Source organism: Pseudomonas sp. HK3 (assembly GCF_052920985.1).
In genome coordinates this window covers 15,350-32,072 of the sequence record NZ_JBREXD010000004.1, presented here as the reverse complement: position 1 = coordinate 32,072, position 16,723 = coordinate 15,350, and the positions used below count along the sequence as shown (strand labels likewise).

General features: G+C 40.7%; 18 protein-coding genes. 9 read left to right on the top strand and 9 right to left on the bottom strand.

Annotated elements, in window-relative coordinates:
* Positions 1-69: 69 nt before the first annotated feature.
* The 3 genes from ACU6U9_RS22715 to ACU6U9_RS22705 are packed head-to-tail and all read right to left on the bottom strand — an operon-like array spanning position 70 to position 2,408.
* Complete coding sequence (locus tag ACU6U9_RS22715) at positions 70-660, bottom strand: Crp/Fnr family transcriptional regulator (RefSeq protein ID WP_446736722.1); 591 nt, start codon at positions 658-660, stop codon at positions 70-72.
* Complete coding sequence (locus tag ACU6U9_RS22710; RefSeq protein WP_446737208.1) at positions 657-1,571, bottom strand: DMT family transporter; 915 nt, start codon at positions 1,569-1,571, stop codon at positions 657-659. Before ACU6U9_RS22710 ends, ACU6U9_RS22715 begins: the two co-directional genes overlap by 4 nt.
* A gap of 12 nt (positions 1,572-1,583) precedes the next feature.
* Positions 1,584-2,408: an arylamine N-acetyltransferase family protein gene (locus ACU6U9_RS22705; RefSeq protein ID WP_446736721.1), complete on the bottom strand. Its 825-nt coding sequence runs from the start codon at positions 2,406-2,408 to the stop codon at positions 1,584-1,586.
* A 184-nt stretch (positions 2,409-2,592) separates the two neighbouring features.
* Between ACU6U9_RS22705 and ACU6U9_RS22700 the strand changes: the two genes are divergently transcribed.
* The 6 genes from ACU6U9_RS22700 to ACU6U9_RS22675 all read left to right on the top strand — a co-directional run bounded on the left by ACU6U9_RS22700 (position 2,593) and on the right by ACU6U9_RS22675 (position 7,630).
* Positions 2,593-3,234, top strand: coding sequence for an NAD(P)-dependent oxidoreductase (locus tag ACU6U9_RS22700; RefSeq protein ID WP_446736720.1), 642 nt, complete (start codon positions 2,593-2,595; stop codon positions 3,232-3,234).
* A gap of 27 nt (positions 3,235-3,261) precedes the next feature.
* Positions 3,262-4,023, top strand: a complete 762-nt coding sequence (locus ACU6U9_RS22695; RefSeq protein WP_446736719.1) for a type 1 glutamine amidotransferase domain-containing protein — start codon at positions 3,262-3,264, stop codon at positions 4,021-4,023.
* Between the two features lie 202 nt (positions 4,024-4,225).
* On the top strand, positions 4,226-5,356 hold the full coding sequence (locus tag ACU6U9_RS22690) for a DUF5610 domain-containing protein (RefSeq protein ID WP_446736718.1): 1,131 nt from the start codon (positions 4,226-4,228) through the stop codon (positions 5,354-5,356).
* Between the two features lie 122 nt (positions 5,357-5,478).
* Positions 5,479-5,721, top strand: coding sequence for a glutaredoxin family protein (locus tag ACU6U9_RS22685; protein WP_446736717.1), 243 nt, complete (start codon positions 5,479-5,481; stop codon positions 5,719-5,721).
* A 46-nt stretch (positions 5,722-5,767) separates the two neighbouring features.
* The gene (locus tag ACU6U9_RS22680) at positions 5,768-6,475 is read left to right on the top strand and encodes a hypothetical protein (RefSeq protein WP_446736716.1); all 708 of its coding nucleotides are present in this window, start codon (positions 5,768-5,770) and stop codon (positions 6,473-6,475) included.
* Between the two features lie 117 nt (positions 6,476-6,592).
* Positions 6,593-7,630, top strand: a complete 1,038-nt coding sequence (locus ACU6U9_RS22675; protein WP_446736715.1) for an NADP(H)-dependent aldo-keto reductase — start codon at positions 6,593-6,595, stop codon at positions 7,628-7,630.
* A gap of 107 nt (positions 7,631-7,737) precedes the next feature.
* Here ACU6U9_RS22675 and ACU6U9_RS22670 read toward each other — a convergent pair whose 3' ends face one another.
* Both ACU6U9_RS22670 and ACU6U9_RS22665 read right to left on the bottom strand, forming a co-directional pair.
* Positions 7,738-8,946 (bottom strand): cation:proton antiporter, encoded by a 1,209-nt coding sequence (locus ACU6U9_RS22670; protein ID WP_446736714.1) that lies wholly within the window; start codon positions 8,944-8,946, stop codon positions 7,738-7,740.
* Positions 8,947-9,082: 136 nt separating this feature from the next.
* Positions 9,083-9,586 carry a MarR family winged helix-turn-helix transcriptional regulator gene (locus ACU6U9_RS22665; RefSeq protein WP_446736713.1) on the bottom strand — a complete coding sequence of 168 codons (504 nt, stop codon included), beginning with the start codon at positions 9,584-9,586 and terminating at the stop codon, positions 9,083-9,085.
* A 311-nt stretch (positions 9,587-9,897) separates the two neighbouring features.
* On the opposite strand from ACU6U9_RS22665, the gene ACU6U9_RS22660 reads away from it, so the two are divergent.
* The 3 genes from ACU6U9_RS22660 to ACU6U9_RS22650 all read left to right on the top strand — a co-directional run bounded on the left by ACU6U9_RS22660 (position 9,898) and on the right by ACU6U9_RS22650 (position 12,834).
* A complete protein-coding gene (locus ACU6U9_RS22660; protein WP_446736712.1) occupies positions 9,898-10,785 on the top strand; it encodes a hypothetical protein in 888 nt (295 codons plus the stop codon).
* A gap of 99 nt (positions 10,786-10,884) precedes the next feature.
* Positions 10,885-11,730: a hypothetical protein gene (locus ACU6U9_RS22655; protein ID WP_446736711.1), complete on the top strand. Its 846-nt coding sequence runs from the start codon at positions 10,885-10,887 to the stop codon at positions 11,728-11,730.
* A 168-nt stretch (positions 11,731-11,898) separates the two neighbouring features.
* Positions 11,899-12,834, top strand: a complete 936-nt coding sequence (locus ACU6U9_RS22650; protein WP_446736710.1) for a DUF5692 family protein — start codon at positions 11,899-11,901, stop codon at positions 12,832-12,834.
* Between the two features lie 66 nt (positions 12,835-12,900).
* Here the strand turns inward: ACU6U9_RS22650 and ACU6U9_RS22645 are convergent, their stop codons facing one another.
* From ACU6U9_RS22645 to ACU6U9_RS22630, 4 genes are all read right to left on the bottom strand, one after another.
* A complete protein-coding gene (locus ACU6U9_RS22645; protein WP_446736709.1) occupies positions 12,901-13,728 on the bottom strand; it encodes a tetratricopeptide repeat protein in 828 nt (275 codons plus the stop codon).
* 102 nt (positions 13,729-13,830) lie between these two features.
* Positions 13,831-14,682 (bottom strand): transglycosylase domain-containing protein, encoded by an 852-nt coding sequence (locus tag ACU6U9_RS22640; RefSeq protein WP_446736708.1) that lies wholly within the window; start codon positions 14,680-14,682, stop codon positions 13,831-13,833.
* A gap of 51 nt (positions 14,683-14,733) precedes the next feature.
* Complete coding sequence (locus tag ACU6U9_RS22635) at positions 14,734-15,402, bottom strand: hypothetical protein (RefSeq protein ID WP_446736707.1); 669 nt, start codon at positions 15,400-15,402, stop codon at positions 14,734-14,736.
* A gap of 76 nt (positions 15,403-15,478) precedes the next feature.
* Positions 15,479-16,720 (bottom strand): MATE family efflux transporter, encoded by a 1,242-nt coding sequence (locus ACU6U9_RS22630; RefSeq protein WP_446737222.1) that lies wholly within the window; start codon positions 16,718-16,720, stop codon positions 15,479-15,481.
* Positions 16,721-16,723 lie beyond the last annotated feature (3 nt).

Below are 16,723 nucleotides of genomic sequence, written 5' to 3'. Positions count from 1 at the left end.
ATGGTGCCATGACGAGGCCTATTGATATGATCAAAAACGCATCAAATATAAAGATATGGTTCTTGGTTTTTATTTCAATTTCTTACGAATTCGACTGAGTGCTATCGGTGTAATACCAATATGAGAAGCAATCATTTTAAGCGGTAATTTATCCCGCAGCTGACAATTCTCTGCTAAAAAGTTTAAATATCGCTGTTCGGCTGTTTGCTGAACAAAAGCATACTCCCGTTCTTCTTTCTTAATAAATAAGTTTTCTAATAGCGAATTGTAAGCCATTAAAAAACCTGGTTTGTCTTTCATTGTTTCAAATAAAACGTGCCAATCAAATTCAAGGCATAGCACATCATCTAAGGCTTCAATACTAAATAGTGACTTTGTTTGTTGGCTCATTGCCCGAGTTGAGCCTGCAATTCCTGGGGAACTGGCGAATGACTGTGTGAATTCTTTACCATCCTCTGACAAGCTCAAATAACGGACATAGCCTTTCATTAAAAAGTAGATGTTTGGTGCAAGCTGGCCTTGGTTAATAATAAACTGCCCCGCCTTATAATGTCTGAGCTCACCCTTGAGGCCAAATTTAGAAAAGTCATCTGCGTCTATAGTGATATTATTGCCACTAAAGTAGGCGGTAAAGTCTTGAAGTTGGTTTTGTATGTTCACGATATTATTTTCTGCTCTTTAGAGATTAGATAAAGTGCTATAAGGGTGATGAATATACCAGATACGCTATCCATTAGTTGCGATATCGCTGCCCAGCCTTGTGGAATGACAACCAGTATCGGTATTAAATAAGTAAAGGCCAGTAAGTGATTGGGTCCAACTTTTTTTATCAAATATTGTTGCAAAAAGAAAGTGGCTATTGTTGTGAATACGGTTAAATAAATAAGTGTTTCCCAAAATTTACTTGAATGCCAAGCGCTTTCATTAATTTCCCCAAAACATATTATTAAGGGTACTAACATTAAACTGCCTAAAAGCATAATGTAAAAAGATCCTTGTATTGGCGGAACATCAGATCCCCATTTTTTAATTAATACCACATGAATGGATAAGCTCAGGCAGGCTAATAAAAAAATCCCATCACCTATATGCCATGTAAATATATTAGCATCGTTTCTATTAACGGTTAGTAATACCAAAACTGCACCGACTGTCCCTAATACAAAACCGGATAACTTGGTTTTTGATGTTTTTAGGTTTAGATAGAAATACGTGAGGAGAATGCTCAGCAATGGTACTAATGTGTAAATCACAGAGGTGCGTATTGCGGTGGTGGTCTTTAACGCTTCAAATAACCCAACAAAAAATAGCACTAAAAATAAGCTAATAAAACTGTAGTGTAAATAGACTATTTTATTTATCTTAAATTGAGCGCTGTTTTTTTGATTATGAATGAGGATAATAGGAGTCATTATAATGCTAGCCAATATGAACCGTAACCCTGTGCTTGTAATCGAATTTGCATAAGGTATTAAATCCTCTGAAATCACAAAAGAAGAGGCCATGAGGCTAACCCAAAGTAGTAATAGAGAATTATTGAAAAGTAATGTATTTGAGCGTAAAAAAGTCATTTTCATATCAATCTAAGTGAGATCTTTTGAAATGAACTTTGAAAATAAAAACTCTGCAATGGCAAAATCTAAATTCAGCTCGAAATCACTCATAAGAATTTGATGTAAATGCTTGGCGCTCGTTATAATAGTGGAGATAGTTTCATTATTACTGATACGAAAAAAATCATTATTCCTAAGCGACAAAGTATCATTATAAAATTTACGACAAACAACCATATTATTCACAAACGCAGCATCGGGGCTTTTATGTGAGTAAAAATGGGCTGGTAAGCATTCCGCTTCGCTATAGTCATATAAATTAAATGTGTAAAGGGTAAAGAAGGTGTTATCTTTCAATACTTGATAGCAATAATCACCTTTATTATTTTTGACGATTCGATAAATCGCATCCCCTTGGTCTTGTTCTAATTCAAGTTCTAGCTTAACAGGAAGACGAGCGCCAAAGTGACCAAATCCCGCATCAATAATATAATCATCTCCGGCTAAATTGAGGAGTGTTATGCGGTGGGTTCTTGCTACATCGATATCCCGATTATAAACCACCTTAGCCATTAAAAGCTTTACGTCGAAATTAAGCTCTGATAGTACATTGAATACGAGTTTGTTGTGTTCAAAGCAATAGCCACCACGTTTTTTTTCTACAATTTTTTCAAATATATCTTCTATTTCTAAAGAGATATGTTGACCCAAAACAACGGCCAAACTATTAAAACTATAACGAGCAATATGTTTACTTTGTAATTCATGTAGGAACTTAATATCTGTTGAAAATGTTAAGTCTAAATCGGTTAAATACGCATTGGTTATTGCTTGAAGTGATAGGTTAGTCGTCATTCTTATTTACCAATAATTGTTTTATGTTGCTTACTATAGCCGAACAGTTTCCTGCTGTAATAAACCTAGGTTTATTCCGACGAATAAATTATTTATACAAAATAAACATGGGTTAATTCTTTGAATTGCCCCGTGGTATAAACTTTAACCCTGATACATTAAATTGATACATAGGATAAAGAATATGCGTATTACTGTATTTGGTGCGGCTGGTAGCGCCGGTAGTCGAATAGTGGCTGAGGCCCTATCTAGAGGACATAAGGTGACAGCAGTGGTAAGAAATAAATCACGCTTTGAACAGTTACCAGGCGAAGCTGAAAAACGACAAGGCGATGCCAGTCAAATAGAAGATATTATTGCGCTAAGTAAAGACCAAGATTTAATCATTAGTGCTACCCGTCCGCCCGAAGGGCAAGAAAAAGAACTCATAACGATTAGCCAAGCCCTATTGGCTGGGTTAGCTCAAAGTAAGGTTCGTTTGATTGCGTTAGGAGGGGCTGGAAGCCTAAATGTTGCAGATAAACATAACACGCTAGTAGTCGATGATACTCGCTATGTTTTACCTGCTTGGCGTGAAATTGCACTGGCTTGCGTAGAGCAATATGACGTTTATAAAGCGGATACGCAAACCCATTGGACGTATTTAAGCCCGCCAGCCACTTTGTTGCCAGGTGAAAGAACAGGCAAATTTCGCTTAGGAAAAGACGAATTACTTGTTGATCAGCAAGGGCAGTCACAAGTGTCGATTGAAGATCTTGCTGTCGCACTGATCAATGAAGCCGAAGAAAATAATTTTCCTCAACAGCGCTTTACTCTTGCTTATTAAAAACGAATTAAACATTGGAGACATAACATGAAAACATTTATAACCTTAATATCCATTATCGTAACGTTGCTGATAACAAACATGAGTTATGCCGCAACTCACACAAATAACAAAGAAAGAATATTAATTGTTTTGACCAGTCACACCGAATTAGGCGACACAGGTAAAAAAACAGGGTTTTGGTTGCCTGAATTAACCCATCCCTATTATGAATTTATTCAAGCAGGTTATACCGTCGATATCGCTAGCATAGAGGGCGGTATGGCCCCATTAGATAGCAAAGCTTTCGAAGAAGATGATGAATATCATCAGGTTTTCTTAAATGACGCTAAGCTCATGGCAAAAGTTATGCGAAGTATCCCAATGGCAGACGTAAACCCAGATGATTATGCCGCTGTATTATATTCAGGCGGTTCAGGCCCAATGTGGGACTTTCCTGATAATCAAGATATTAACCGTATTACAGCTTCGATCTACGAAAACAACGGTATTGTATCCGCTGTATGTCATGGTAATGCTGCACTGATCAACGTCACTCTTTCTAATGGCCGTTTATTAATTGCTAATAAACGTCTTGCTGCGTTCACCAATGAAGAAGAAATGTCCCTAGGTACAACAGAGGTTGTGCCCTTTTTATTGCAGGATAAGCTTGTAGAGCAAGGGGCTATTCACGTGAGTGGAAAAGCATGGCAGGAGAATGTAATAGTCGAAGGGCGCTTAATTACGGGGCAAAATCCTGCGTCAGCAAAGAAAGTGGCACAGAGTGTTATCAAGCAACTACAGCGCTAGCCATAATATAAGCCCTCTTAAATATAAGAGGGCTATTTTAGTCAATCTACCTCGCTTAAAAATATGGTTATATCAAACGCCTCTTTTAGATGCTATTCGTCTTATACAATGAGGTGCTTATCCTAAAGTAAAGCCTCTTCAAGTCGATAAGCTGGGTATCACTTATTTAACAAAGCCAAGGCTGGCTACCTAGAGGTGTGCCATGTTGTCGTTTAACTCAGCGTTATTTAACAAGTCTAATTTATACTCACAACCTGTTCAGCCTCGTGTTATGGCTGAAGAAAACCTAGATCAAGATAAATTTGCGCACCAGCGATTGGGCCAAGCGTTAAAAGATAATCTAGGGGTTGATTTACCGCCTGAAAAATCCGTTAACGAAACCAAAAGCCTGTTTGATGTAGACGCGGTGATTAACACCGTCATGGAGCACATTGGTAAACGTATTGACCAAGCACGTGCTAATGGTGCAAGCGATGACGACCTACAGTCGATGTTTAATGCGGCGCGTAGCGGTGTTGAAACAGGTTTTACCCAAGCCCGTGAACAAATTGATGCACTAAATAAGCTGAATGAACCTTTGGCTGAAAGAATTAACTCAGCAGAGCAGGGCATTAATGACGGCATTGATAAGCTCGAAGAGAGTGCTTTTAACCCTCAAGCAGAAATTATAAAAGCAAATACGGTTGAGTATGCGAAAACGTATGAGCGCACCAGTAATAGCTTTGAATTTGAGCTAACCACACAAGAAGGGGATGTGGTTAAAATTCAAGCCATGAGCAATTATGAATCTTATCAAGAAGCACTAAAAGCTAAGGGTAATGGCAGTGAGCTATACGCCAGTTATAGTGAGCAAAACAATAGCTCAGGTTTTAACCTTTTAGTTGAGGGTGATTTAAACGATGAAGAGATGGCTGCCATTGAATCATTAATGTCACAAGTGAATGATCTAGCCAATGAGTTTTATACGGGTGATTTAGGCACAGCGTTTGATATGGCGATGAACCTAACCAGTGATGCGGATCAAATTGCCGAGTTCAGTTTAGATTTAAAGCAAACTCAATTAAATTCTTATGAGTATGGAGCAATGAAAGGCGATGCTCTTGGTAATGCTGGTAAAGGTTATGAAACCGCTAAATTACCAAGTGGCTTGGCTGACCCACTAGCGAATTTTGCACAGGGCGTAAAAGAGGCTTATGAAGAGGCCAATCAATTTGCAAACTCGCGCAGTTTACTAGAAAACTTATTTGACCAAATGGATCAAACAACTCAAATGCTGGGTAAAAGCCAACTACCTGATCTATTGAAACCTATGCTGGATGCGTTAAGCGCATAATTCGCTAGGTAACCGCTTTATGACGGGAAGTACACTTCGCTGTGCTTTCCGTTTTTTTATGGCATTTTTTATTGTTTCATACCGTGGTATTCTGCGCTCATCGCAAAGCATTAGGACTCATTGTGCAGTTAGCGTTATTAGGCACCACGGGTTGCCATTTGTGTGACATAGCAGAGCGCATGGTACGTCGAATTGCCCCAGCATTGGGGTTCAGCTTGGTTTATGTTGATATTGCTGATGATGACATATTGGTCGATCAATACGGCATGCAGATTCCAATATTAAGAACACAAAATGGTCATGAACTCGGTTGGCCATTTACAGAAGACGAATTGATTCACTGGCTAGAAGCGCTAAACGTTTAGCAGTGAAATCAACTACAATAAATAAAAGTAATTAAGGAGCGGTAACGTGTTTCAACGTTTAACTTTAGTAATGTGTGTATTGGCGTTAAGCGCCTGTAGTGGAGTCTCTCGTACAGCGGATGAGCAAGCGATTAGCTATGCATTGGTTGAAGATGTCACCGTACGTAAGTTGACGGATCAATGTAGTGATTTAAGTGTCACGGCAAAACAGGCCGCATGGCGCGGTTATCGCAGCTGGTGGAAGCGTAATGGCAGTTTAGTAGAAGCGGCTGACTATGGTTTAACCTATAACCTTGTGACTTTGACGGATACTCGCCAAGAAACCGGTGCTCGCTATGCCATGGGCTTAACGTTTGACATCGTTGCCGAAGCTGAGCAGCGTGTGACTGAACTACTAAAAAGCGGTGATAAAACGGCCACTTGTTTAGATGTTATGGCTGAATATCGTGATGGTTCAATGGATCTACGTGAAGATTCAAAAATGTACCCGTTATTGGTTAAATTGCAGCAAAAACGCGATGCTCAAGGTGAAGACTTTTACCTTAAGATGAGTCAGATGGAAGGTAAATCAAACAAGAAATTTTCTCGCAGTGCCTACGCAGTTGAGCGTATGGCTAAGCGCGAAGGTTGTGTTAATCCAAAAGTCCGTACACTTAAGTCCGATGGTCCTAATGAAGTGTTAGAAGCCAGTTGTGCCGATGACTCTTACTTCTTGGTACGCTGTGAGTGGCGTAACTGTAAAATTCAAAATTAATTTAGTGGATTACTGGAACGATTTATTCCAGCTTAACGGCTAAGCAAATATTGAGACTCAACACTGAAACCGATAGGGTAAGCCTTATCGGTTTTTGTTGTATTTAAAGGGTTAATGATGAAGTTTAAAAAATTAGGTAATACCAATATTGATGTGAGCTTAATTAGCTTAGGCACCATGACATGGGGCGAGCAGAATACAGAGCAAGAAGCCCATGAACAGCTCGATTACGTCCTCACGCAGGGCATTAACTTCATAGATACGGCAGAGATGTACCCTGTGCCACCTAAGCCAGAAACCCAAGGCTTAACGGAGCAGTATATTGGTACTTGGCTGGCTAAACGCGGACAGCGCGATGATGTTGTTTTAGCCACCAAAGTAGCAGGCCCAGGTAATGGCTTGACCTATCTTAGAGATGGTCCGCGTTTAACAAAAGCGCATATACACCAAGCAATCGAAACAAGCTTACAACGTTTGCAGACTGACTATGTTGATTTGTACCAATTGCACTGGCCGGATCGCAACACAAATTTCTTTGGCCAGCTTGGGTATCAAGCCAAGAGTGAAGAAGAAATAACGCCGTTGTTTGACACTATTAGCGCCATTAATGAGCTAGTTCAGCAAGGTAAGATTCGTCATTGGGGCTTTAGCAATGAAACGCCTTGGGGTGTGATGAAAGCATTAAGCATTTGTGAAGAGCACGGTTTTACTAAACCAGTGTCGATACAAAACCCATACAACTTATTGAATCGTACCTACGAAGTGGGCTTGGCTGAAGTGAGTCACCGCGAAAACATAGGCTTGCTGGCGTATAGCCCGATGGCATTTGGTGCGTTAAGCGGTAAATATTTAGGGGATGATAAACCTGAAAAAGGGCGCTTAACACTTTACGAGCGTTTTACCCGTTATAATAATGAACAAGCGGTTAAAGCCATAAATGCCTATGTGAATATCGCTCAATACTTTAACTTAACCCCAGCTCAAATGAGTCTTGCGTTTGTAAATCAGCAATCGTTTGTGACCAGTAATATTATTGGCGCGACCACGATGGCGCAATTAAAAGAAAACATTGCATCAATTGACGTGAGTTTAAGTGACGATGTTTTAAATGAGATTGCCAAGGTGCATATGATTCAGCCTAATCCTGCGCCGTAATCTAGGTTACTATTTAATGCACACAAAAAAAGCGGATGTCATAGCATCCGCTTTTTTTATGTGAAACCAATCTGCATGTCACCACACTAAAATTTAATCAGAGCGCCTTAGCTTTCTAATTTATCGCCTTTGTATTTATAGTATAACTTGATCCAAAATGGAGAAAGCACCGTTGTATAAACGATCACCATAACCAAGGCGGTATAAACTTCATCACTGAAAACAGCGGCTGAAGCGCCTAAGCCAGTAAAAATTAATCCAACCTCTCCTCTGGGCACCATGCTCATGCCAATCACAACTTTTCGCTCCCACGGCTCTTTAATTAACATGGCTCCCGTGAATTTAGTCACAATTGCAACCACAAGTAATGCTAATGAGAAGTACCAGAAGAAACTGGATTGCCAATCAATTTGGCCAAGATCCAGTGACAGACCCACTGATACAAAAAATATTGGCGTAAACAATTGAACAATGGGTCTAATCTGCACTTCAATTTTCTGAGCGAATTCTTTTTCATTATGAAGCGCTGCTCCAAAGGGTAGAAAAAACCGTCTAGAAAGGGCGATCCCCGCTGCAAATCCACCCAGTAATTCAGGTGCGCCAAAAAAGTGAGCTAGCCATGCAAAAAATAATACCAATGCAACAACCGTGGTGGGTTTTAATCCTGGGTAATTGACCCGTGAATCTAACTTCTGAATTTGGCGTGCAAATATTTTAGCGATGATAGGAGCGATCAAAAAGAAAATACTAACAAACGCTAAAATGGTCAGTGTATTTAGCCAGTCGATCTGTCCTTTTGTTGAAAAATCAAAAAGTACGGCTAATAATATGACCCCTAATATATCGTCTAAGACTGCGGCACCTAAAGTAATCTGACCTTCGGTACTGTTTAGGCGATTCATGTCACCCAAGACCCTAATCGTGATACCAATACTAGTAGCGGTTAACGCACCACCCACAAAAAGAGCGCTCAATAACGGCAGCTCAAACCACCAATAAGATAAGGCAAAACCCAAAGCGAAGGGTGCAAAAAAACCGCCTATGGCCACCACCACGGATTTAATACCCGTTTTTGCCAGTTTTTGTAAATCGGTTTCCAATCCCACATCAAACAAAAGCAGAATAACGCCAATTTCACCCATTATCTTAATAACGGCATTCATCTCGACCCAGCCAAATATTGATGGGCCGATAACAATACCTGCCACTAACTCTCCGATCACGGGAGGGGCGCCAAAGTAAGCTAATATTTCACCAAACACCCGAGCAAAGACCAAAATGATCAGCAGCTGAAATATTACACTTGAGGCATCCATATAAAAATTATCTCTTGTCGTATTAGGGGGATTTCCATTCAATAAATATTCTATGAATGCTCGTCTTGATTCAGGTTATTAGCGTCAGGTTTAGAGTATTATCAAAACAAAAAAGTGGCCATGCGAATGTGTTCGATTAAATTTCGCCTTCTAGAAATTTGATCGATTTTCCAAGTAGTTGAATCAATTTATCAGTTTCATTTTTTGTTAATGCCCCCTCTAACCACTGTTCTTGAAGTTGGTGCACAGCCTGTATGGTTTTTTCAACCAAGCTTTTTCCTTTTGATGTTAGATTGACATATTTCACACGCTTATCCTGCTCATTAGTCGAGCGACTCACCAAGCCTTTCTCTTCCAATTGATACAGTATTTTAGTTAAGCCACCAGAGGTAATCAGCATTGAACGTTGCAGCTCCGTTGGTGTAGCTTGATGTGGAGGCGCGGATCTTCGAAGCGTCGTCAAGGCATCAAACTCTGCGGTGCTTAATCCTGTTTTTTCTACTGCGGGCATCACTTTTTGTAGACTCAGCTCCCGAGCTTTTAGCAAATAAATACCAAACTGACCTGTCTGTCCATAAGCTTCCGACCAATATTTTCGATAAAACTCTAACTCTTGCTCTGTGTCATATCGTTCTGCCACCCCGTATTTCTCCTTTATTGTAAAAATTTGTCGCTAAGCCCCGCTGAACTTAGAAAATAAAAAAACTTATATTTTAGCAACTAACAGTAAGTAGCGGCTTTCACTGAGTCCTATAGTTTGTATGAAACATGACCAGGGTCAAGGGAAGTGAGTATAGAACTTAGACGATAAGTAAATATCTTGCAAGAAAGATAGTCAGTAATATACTTATCTTTCTAGATAAATATCTAAAGGGATGTCGCTACACATAGTTTGAAAAGTAACTCAAATGTTGTAACGAACTTCCTTTCAACTACTGGAGTCATGCGCAAATGAATATACCAATTTGGCACTATGCCTTGTCGATGGCTGGGTACATCGCTTTTCTGCTGCTGCTCATTGATATCATGAGAAAACACCCAAGAATAGCCTTTGCACTCTGGATGGCAGCACTGCTCAGTTTTCCCTTATGGGATCAGGTGGAAGGTTGGTTTCGCTGGTCAAAAATCATCAGCGTATTGGTGCCAACGGCCATTATCGTCGGCGGTGCTCGCATAGCTTGGTATTACCGAGGCAACACTCACCCTTTAATGCGAACGTTCCGTGGTAGCTGGGTTCTATATGTTCTATATGGTGTGCTGTTCCTGAATATCGCAGAGGCGACGCTTAAGGACTTAACCACGGGCAACTACTTTAATGCCATCTGTGGCATGATTCTATGCGCCACCATTCCGCTGCCGCTTTACAAAAACAAAATTCAACAATATTGGGTAATTTCTAAAGACAGACCGAACGAATTACTTTTTTACTCCACGGCATCGTGGAACTTCCTTTATACCACTTGGAACATGTGCTTCGTATATGGCGAAAGCCCAGCCTTCTTTGCTAGCTCTTTTTGTATATTAATGGCAGCCGAGTTATACCCAGTACTAAAAAAACGTCCAGAACTTTACATGATTGCCCGTGTTTATTCTTTGGCTCTACATGTTCTTGTGCGTGGCATACACGATGTTTTCACCCCCGTCATGAACTCAGAGCCTTGGTTTAATGAAAACACATTGATGATATGGGGCGGGATTAATTTGGCACTCCATATTCCATTCGCTATTTGGTATTTACGAAAACAACATAAAACCAAAACACCTCCTTATGGTGTAAACCCACCGCCTCATCGTGCCGATTGCGTAAATGAGTTCGATCAAAAAAACGAGCAAATATAAGCACTTTAATTTCGAAATGAGTTTTGAGCTTGCATGTTCATCTCAATATTCGATCAATTGTGGCAGTGAATGAACTGCCAATCAAAAAGAGTACATAAAATGATTAAGCACTTATTAATAATTATGGTTTGTAGCGCCTTTACAGCGAATTATGTCATTGCTGATGAGGGTATCGATATGTCTAGCCCAACCGAAGCGTATACCGCTTTGGGCACGGGTATTGGTAACAAAGGTATGAACCTTAAAGCCATGTACATGTTGTCCGACCCAGGAGCGACTCGTAAAACTGGCTTTATTTTAGAGATGAATGACATAACTGATGAGGAAGGGGGCGATCCTAAATTTGCAGGCTCTGCATCTGGCATGAGCGACGAAGTAACAAATACAAATTATCGTTTTCGTTATGGCTCATTGAATACAGATAACGGTTTGGGTTGGACGCTGGATGCGGTTTTTAAAGATCATCCATTCTTTGGACAAATGTCTGTGATACAGGCAGGGCCTTTGGCCACACTTCCTGTTAACAAAAACACCTTCCTTTGGCCTGTGTTGTTAATTGGTGGTGTCATCACTGAGGATAATAGTCATAAATTGGCAGAGGCTAAAGCGCAAGCGGATACAACTGGCGCTACGCAGCAAAGCCTAAACACATCGAGCAATGGTGTAGATATAGCGTCTCTTATCACATCATTTAAAATGTATGGACGTTATAAATTTAGTGACGACTGGTGGTTTCTGGGGGCTTACACCTGCACCCAATCAATACTGGGTAAGTCATGGTCTGATGATGTGGCTGATGGTGGTTTAGGCATTCGCGATGATCAAATTGAATTAACCCTAGGCTACCAAGTTACTCAAACACAAAACTTACGTTTCAATTTTCACCGTTTATCTGAGAACGAAAGTGATGACAAAATTTGGGTAGAATACCTTTACGCGTTTTAAGTTTAAGGCTTGGTTATAGTATTAAGCTGGATCATAAAAACGCTTTATATAGTGTATAAGGCGTTTTATCAAAGATAATACTGTTGATAACAGATGTTAATATCCACTTAATTTTAAACAATTTATGAGTCAAATGATTTTATAATGAGTCGTGCTAAGGAATAATTTATGGGATTTTTATATGTAATGCCGAATATCGAAGGCTGGGGGATTGCTCTTATTACGCTCTTCGCTTTGATGGCGCTGAATGAGTTTGGACGAACAACAAGATGGGGAGGTATCGCCCTTTTTTTAGTACTTCCTATCGTGCTGACTATTTTTGTTTGGCCAACTACCGCCGCGCCTGGTAATGAATACGGCACAGGAAACTGGTTTAACTGGGTTAAAACTTATTCGGCACTCGCCGGAGCACTTGGTTTTATGGCTATTCGCTTTATTCCAGGCCTTGCTAAAAATAAGTATGTACTCATTTTCCCAGCCGCTATTCTTGCACTTAATATTTTGGAAGCGTGTATTCGTGATTTTCAAGTGTACTCATTTGGCGCATGGGATGGTGCAACCATCGACAACCTTTGGGTGATGTCTGGGCCATGGAATATCATGAACGGAGTTGCTGGCTTACTTAATATTGTCGCGATCTGTGGTTGGGCTGGTATTATTATTTCTAAAGACAAATCAAAAGATATGATCTGGCCTGATATGATTTGGCCTTGGATCCTAGCGTATGATTTCTGGAACTTTGCTTATACTTACAACTGCATTTCAGACCACTCTTTCTACGCTGGAGTTGTATTGTTATGCTCCTGTACCATTCCTGCCTTCTTCATCAAAAAAGGTGCATGGCTACAGCATAGAGCATCAACGCTCGCGATCTGGATTATGTTTGTAATGTCGGTTCCTTCGTTTGTGGATCGCATTGCACCTGTTCCGACTACCCATGACCCAAAAGCATTTTTTATGGTGAGTTTGATTGCGCTATTAGCAAATATTGCTTTAGTGATATATCAGTTTAAAAAGATTCATAAGCAGAAATTAAATCCATTAAAAGATGAGCTATACACAGACTCTTCAGATTACAAACTTGTGATTAAAGAAAATACTTGATCTAGTTTGGTTTCAGGACGGGAGATAGACAATAAAAAAGCCTTATATATAAGGCTTTTTTATTGTCTAGTTTTTATTAATCAACGGGCCATTGTTTTGATTAATGAGCTTACTCAGCTTATGTTCTGCTTTTTTACTGATATCTTGTTTAGGGAATTCATCCATTATTTTGCGGAAAAAGTAACTGGATTTTTTAATGCTCTTATCTGGGTTCTGTTCGCTCATGTAAATTAACCCTAATTGATACAGTGATTTAGCTTTGATGCTGTCACTGGAGCCAGGGTTTTGATAAACGGTTAAATAGACACCGTTAGCATCGTCTAAACGGTTTTCGCGAATGGCGCGCTCACTCATAGGCGTTAGATCAGGGTCAAAAGTTGAGACAGGTTTGCTTAATAAGTGCTCCCTATCAACATGGGCCAATAACTGCTCAGGAGTCATTTGGATGGTTTCTTTTTTACGAGCTTCAATTTCGGCTAAGTGCTCATGCACTCGATCTTGTAAAATACTGTATGGAAACTCGATTAGGTGGCGGTGGAAATAAGCTTTGGCTTTTTCGTCATCACGGTCTTTGTTATAACGGTTCATGTAAATTAAAGCGATTTGATAAATGGCAATGCTTTTCATATCTTGGCTGTAATCATTTTTGCCATAACCTAATAGATAAGTGCTGATCACATCGTTGCTGTTATTTTCGACAATACCATTTAAAGAGTAGGTAATAAGATCGGGCTCTTCATCTAATGCGGCGGCGGCTTTCAAGCGAACATCGGTTTTGTGTTTTAAATACTCGTGATTACCACCGGCACCCAGCACTAGCGGGGTTGTGGCGGCACAGCCGCCTAAAGCGGTAATAATGTATAAAACAATAAATAGTTTAATAGATGGCAGCATAATGATTTCCTATCAATGATGGGCGCAGTTTACTGTGCCTATAGGTTGCTGCAAGTACTTACATCAAGTTTTTAAGACGATGGCGTGTTTTGCCTGCCTCAACTAAAAGAATGACCATTTCATGTATTTATTGTATTGCACTGGGCTTATGTATTCTTTAAAGCGCATGTCTTGCAAAATTCTGCGGTATTTACGCTTGTGCCGTTTGGCAAGGTATTGGTTTTGATAAATCGTGAAATGATATTTACGCGGGCTTGGCATTAATATGGCTAAAAACGCACCTTGTGCGGCATTCAGCTGACTGGGTTTCGCATTGAAGTAATAATGTGATGCCGCTGAAATACCATAAATATCAGGGCCAAATTCAATAATATTTAAGTACAGCTCTAAAATTTCATTTTTAGTAAGGGCTTTTTCGATGCGTTTAGTCACCAGTAATTCTTTTACTTTTCGATAGAGGGTTTTGCTGTTTTCGAAATAAATATTCTTTACGGTTTGTTGTGTGATAGTACTGGCACCATAGCTCCACTCGCGGCGTTTGATGTTTTCACCTAGGGCGCTTACGAGTGCATCGTAATCAATGCCCTGATGGCTAAAAAAGTCACCGTCTTCACTCATGACAATGGCATACAGTAGTTCGCGGTTAATATTGTCGATGCTCACCCATTTATACTGTTTGAGAGCCTTGGGCGATTGTGCATTATTAACGCTGACAATAGCCGTTTGCTTGGCTTGCTCAAAACTGTCTTTTTCAAAGTGAGGTAAGCTTTCGAGTAGTGTAAACGTTGAAATGAGTACAACCATTGCCAGCAGCCAAAATATGGCACCGGTGATCATGAAAATGGATTTCATTAAATGGTAGGGGCTTATGGCTACGCGAATAATACGATTGCGTAGCCGTTTCCAAGGATTGGTTTCTAGGTCGTTTAAGTATTCTTCCTTGATGCGAAACATTCAGTGCCCTTAATAAACGCTGTGCCTAACAATAATGCTCTACAGCTTACATTAGGATGAATGCTTGGCCAAATGAGCCATTGCAGCTAGCGCGTCAGGGTCTTTGGATTTAATTTTATTGGCAATGGTATGCTGAAAAAAGTAATGAAAATCTTTGCGATGCTGCACGCTAAACAAGCAATCATCACCCGTGAGAACCGGAGTGCTGTGTACATTATCTTCTTCAATGCACATGGATAAAATACTGCCATCACTGTACAGGCGCCAACTGTGAATTTCTTGAATGTTGAAGCTATCAAATTGATCATGGCTGAACACCGCGTGAGAGCCAATTAAATCCGGAATTTCTTGTGCAATGCTCACAGAGCCAGATGGCACAATTGGGTAGAATTGCGCGCTTTGTTTGAGAAACTCAGACTTATAAGCAGGAGGGTCAAACAAAATTTGCCCGGTATGGGTGTCCATGAATCCTTCCCAGTGACCATTGAGTGGGTCATCTAGGCTGCGGCAGGCCACTAACCGATTCAGCCAAGGCACCATGGCATCAATGTGACCATCACTCCATATGGCCCAGCAAAGTACTTTAAGGCTAAAAATTTGGTCGGAGGAATCATTGGTATACAGCATCTCAATGCCATCTAACTCGGGCAAAAGACGCTGTATATTCGGTAGATTTCGTTTGTGTTGCCTAAAATCAATAACATCGGCTTGTTTGGCCATATTTACTCCAAGGCTTAATTGCGACTGCTTCCTGCATTTAACTTCAGTATAGGTGCAAAAAAACCAAGGAGTACGATCAGTTTTGAATAACCGCGTGCGGTGTAATATCTTGTTGATTGATCGTTTTGCGACTGACAAATTGCAGTCTAGCCATCAGCAATACTGCATTGACACTCAAGCCCACAATTAGGCCAACCCAGAAGCCGGCCGCGCCCATGGGGGCCGCTTGTGACAGGCCTAAGTAATAGCCTAATGGTAAGCCCACCAGCCAAAACGAAATAATGCTGATCACCAATGTCACCATGGTATCTTTATAGCCACGTAAGGCTCCAGCGGCGCCCACTTGAATGCTGTCACTAATTTGGAAGACAGCCGCGTGCACTAGCAGTAATACCGTCAGTGATAGTACCTGATTGTCTTGGCTATAAAGAGTAGCGAGCGATCCGCCTAAAAAGTAGAGAATACTGGCATTAAACAGAGCAAAAATTAAGTTGATTTGAATGCCGTTTTTCCAAGCTTGCTTGGCACCAAGGGTATTATTACGGCCTAGTTCGTGGCCCACTCGCACGGTGAGTGCGGTTGCCAAGCTCAGCGGCACCATGAATGTCACCGTTGTGATATTCAGTGTGATCTGGTGTGCAGCCACGACAACAGGGCCTAGCTGGGCAATAAACAAAGCAATGATACAAAACAGACTGACCTCAGCAAAAATAGCCAAACCAATCGGCAGGCCAATGGCACTAATCGTGGCAATGGTTTTTGGTTTTGGCCGGGTAAAGTTTTGCAACGGTTTCACCTTTTGGTGATGTTTACTGAACGAGGTAAACAACCAAATAGCGATGGTCATGAGGTAAAACACGATTAAGCTAGCCAGGCCGCAGCCTGGGCCGCCCATGGCTTCAACGGGCCCCCAGCCAAAAACAAACAGCAGATTAAGCGGAATATTCAGTAATAAACCAATAAACGCAATGAGAGTAACGGGTTTGGTTAAATGTACGGCTTCATTATAGGAGCGAAACGCTTGATGAATCGCCACGGCAGGCAAAGCCAAAGCAATATAAAATAGGTAGTCGACGGTAATATTTTGAATGTCATCACTTATGCTCATTAACTGCATCAATGGCCGAGTGCCAAATAACATAATGACCATGGCACACAGACCGATAATCAAACCAAGATAAATACCTTGTTGTAAATAATGGGCTGACTGCGCTTTGTTTTTAGCGCCTTTAGCGTGGGCCACTAGGGGGCTTAGGGCAACCATGATGCCGGCTTCAAACAGCACAAGAGGCAGCCAAATACTGCTACCAACCGCAATAGA

Coding starts and splice junctions, on each gene's coding strand:
- ACU6U9_RS22710 (WP_446737208.1), bottom strand. CDS start 1,571: ATGACTTTTTTACGCTCAAATACATTACTTTTCAATAATTCTCTATTA.
- ACU6U9_RS22705 (WP_446736721.1), bottom strand. CDS start 2,408: ATGACGACTAACCTATCACTTCAAGCAATAACCAATGCGTATTTAACC.
- ACU6U9_RS22700 (WP_446736720.1), top strand. CDS start 2,593: ATGCGTATTACTGTATTTGGTGCGGCTGGTAGCGCCGGTAGTCGAATA.
- ACU6U9_RS22695 (WP_446736719.1), top strand. CDS start 3,262: ATGAAAACATTTATAACCTTAATATCCATTATCGTAACGTTGCTGATA.
- ACU6U9_RS22690 (WP_446736718.1), top strand. CDS start 4,226: ATGTTGTCGTTTAACTCAGCGTTATTTAACAAGTCTAATTTATACTCA.
- ACU6U9_RS22675 (WP_446736715.1), top strand. CDS start 6,593: ATGAAGTTTAAAAAATTAGGTAATACCAATATTGATGTGAGCTTAATT.
- ACU6U9_RS22670 (WP_446736714.1), bottom strand. CDS start 8,946: ATGGATGCCTCAAGTGTAATATTTCAGCTGCTGATCATTTTGGTCTTT.
- ACU6U9_RS22660 (WP_446736712.1), top strand. CDS start 9,898: ATGAATATACCAATTTGGCACTATGCCTTGTCGATGGCTGGGTACATC.
- ACU6U9_RS22655 (WP_446736711.1), top strand. CDS start 10,885: ATGATTAAGCACTTATTAATAATTATGGTTTGTAGCGCCTTTACAGCG.
- ACU6U9_RS22650 (WP_446736710.1), top strand. CDS start 11,899: ATGGGATTTTTATATGTAATGCCGAATATCGAAGGCTGGGGGATTGCT.
- ACU6U9_RS22645 (WP_446736709.1), bottom strand. CDS start 13,728: ATGCTGCCATCTATTAAACTATTTATTGTTTTATACATTATTACCGCT.
- ACU6U9_RS22640 (WP_446736708.1), bottom strand. CDS start 14,682: ATGTTTCGCATCAAGGAAGAATACTTAAACGACCTAGAAACCAATCCT.
- ACU6U9_RS22635 (WP_446736707.1), bottom strand. CDS start 15,402: ATGGCCAAACAAGCCGATGTTATTGATTTTAGGCAACACAAACGAAAT.